Annotated in this window: 2 protein-coding genes; both read left to right on the top strand. The window is 72.0% G+C overall.

What is annotated here, in order from left to right; all coding sequences use genetic code 11:
- Positions 1-37 precede the first annotated feature (37 nt).
- Entirely contained in the window at positions 38-685 is a 648-nt protein-coding gene (locus tag V9U69_RS18740; protein WP_337063394.1) for a VOC family protein, read from the top strand.
- A 17-nt stretch (positions 686-702) separates the two neighbouring features.
- A complete protein-coding gene (gene cls, locus V9U69_RS18745; RefSeq protein ID WP_442907832.1) occupies positions 703-2,169 on the top strand; it encodes a cardiolipin synthase in 1,467 nt (488 codons plus the stop codon).
- The last annotated feature ends 136 nt before the right edge of the window (positions 2,170-2,305 follow it).

Raw genomic sequence — 2,305 nt, forward strand, 5'->3', positions numbered from 1 at the left:
CGCCGCGGGGCGCGGCGCGTGCTGAGAGGCTGTGACCATGCGCGTCGACCACGTCGGCTACGCCGCCGGTCCCGAGGGTCTGCACGGGACGGCCCGGCGGCTCGCGTCCCTGCTCGGGGTGCGGGTGGTCGACGGCGGACCGCACCCTCGCTTCGGCACCCGCAACGTGGTCCTGCCGCTGTCGGAGGGCGCGTACGTCGAGGTGGTCGAGGTGCTGGACCACCCGGTCGCGGAGAAGGCCGTCTTCGGCCAGGCCGTTCGCAGCCGTTCGGAGGCGGGCGGCGGCTGGTTCACGTGGGCGGTCACCGTGGACGACCTGAGCGCCCACGAGCGGCGGCTGGGCGAGCGGGCCGAGGAGGGGGTGCGGCGCCGGCCCGACGGGGTGGAGCTGCGCTGGCGGCAGATCGGTGCGCCGGGCCTGCGAGAGGACCCCCAGCTCCCGCTGCTCATCGAGTGGGACGGTCCGCGCACGCAGCACCCCTCCGCCATCGCCCTGGCGGGCGGGACGCGCCTGGTCGGCCTGACCATCGCCGGCGACCCCGCGCGCGTGCGCGGTTGGATGGGCCTGCCGCCGGAGTACGTGAGCGGGCGGATCGCCTTCGAGTGGCTCGACGCGGACTCCGCCGGTCAGCCCGGTCTGCGCTCGGTGACGTTCGAGACGCCCCGCGGGGCGGTGCGGATCTGAGCACCGTGGCCGACTGGATGCCCGACTGGGCGCCCTCGCTGACGGCGTCCGCGATCGTCCTGCTCGTCGTGGACCTGATCGTCCGCCTGACCGCGATCGCGGTCGTCCCCGTCAACCGCCGGCCGAGCTCGGCGCTGGCGTGGCTGCTCGCGATCTTCTTCATCCCCTACCTCGGCGTGATGGCCTTCCTGGTCATCGGCAACCCGAAGCTGCCGCGGGCCCGGCGCCGCAAGCAGCGCGAGATCAACCAGCTGATCCTGGACTCCACGCGCGGCATGGACCTGGTGAGCACCGAGCACCCGTGGCCGCCGTGGCTGAACGGGATCGTGGAGCTGAACCGCAACCTGGGCTCGATGCCGCTGGTCGGGGGCAACACCGCCGAGCTGTTCGGGGAGTACGAGGAGTCGATCCGCGCGATGGCGCGCTCCGTGGACGCGGCGACCCGCTACGTCCACGTCGAGTTCTACATCATGACCCTGGACCCCACGAGCGAGCCGCTCTTCGAGGCGCTGCGGCGGGCAGCCGAGCGGGGCGTCCGGGTGCGGGTGCTCATCGACCACCTCGGCGCCATCCGCTACCCGGGCTACCGGCGCACCGCGCGCTTCCTGGAGCGCTGCGGCATCGAGTGGCACCCGATGCTGCCGGTGCAGCTGCACAAGCTGAAGTACCAGCGCCCGGACCTGCGCAACCACCGCAAGCTGCTGGTGGTGGACGGCGACGTCGCCTGGCTCGGCTCGCAGAACGTGCTCGACCGCAGCTACAACAAGCGCAGCAACATCCGCCGGGGGCTGCAGTGGCAGGACCTCATGGTCCGGCTGGAGGGTCCCGTCGTCTCCGGCGTCGACGCGATCTTCATCACCGACTGGTACTCGGAGACCGACGAGCTGCTCGAGACGGAGCTGCCGGAGGTGTCGCCGCAGCGGACGCCGGGCCGACTGGAGTGCCAGGTCGTCCCCAGCGGTCCGGGCTTCGAGGGGGAGAACAACCTCAAGCTGTTCAACGCGCTGCTGTACTCGGCGCAGCGGCGCATCTCGATCACGAGCCCGTACTTCGTGCCGGACGAGTCGATGCTCAACGCGATCACCACCGCCGCCGAGCGCGGGGTGGACGTGGAGCTCTTCGTCTCCGAGCACGGCGACCAGGCGCTGGTGCACTACGCGGAGTGCTCGTACTACGAGAACCTGCTGCGCGCGGGGGTGCGCATCCACCGCTACCCCGCGCCGTACGTGCTGCACGCGAAGCACATGACCGTGGACGAGGACGTGGCCGTGATCGGCTCCTCCAACATGGACATGCGCTCGTTCCTGCTGGACCTGGAGCTCACGCTGATGGTCTGCGGGCGCTCCTTCGCCGACGACCTGCGCCGGGTGGAGGACGCGTACCGGGAGCGCTGCACCGAGCTGACGCTGCAGCAGTGGCTGGCGCGCTCGCGCGGGCACGTGATCAAGGAGAACCTGGCGCGGCTGACGTCCGCCCTGCAGTGAGCGGGGAGTGAGCGAGGTGAGGGGGCGTGGTCACCGCCGCGGGCTCCACCGGGGGCTCCACCGGGGGCTCCACCGGGGGCTCCACCGGGGGCGCCGCCGCGATTTGACCCGTGGGTGGGGTGTCGTTAACGTGGTG

The sequence above is a fragment of the Kineococcus sp. G2 genome, assembly GCF_037154035.1.
Lineage (GTDB): Bacteria > Actinomycetota > Actinomycetes > Actinomycetales > Kineococcaceae > Kineococcus.

Coding starts and splice junctions, on each gene's coding strand:
- V9U69_RS18740 (WP_337063394.1), top strand. CDS start 38: ATGCGCGTCGACCACGTCGGCTACGCCGCCGGTCCCGAGGGTCTGCAC.
- cls (WP_442907832.1), top strand. CDS start 703: ATGCCCGACTGGGCGCCCTCGCTGACGGCGTCCGCGATCGTCCTGCTC.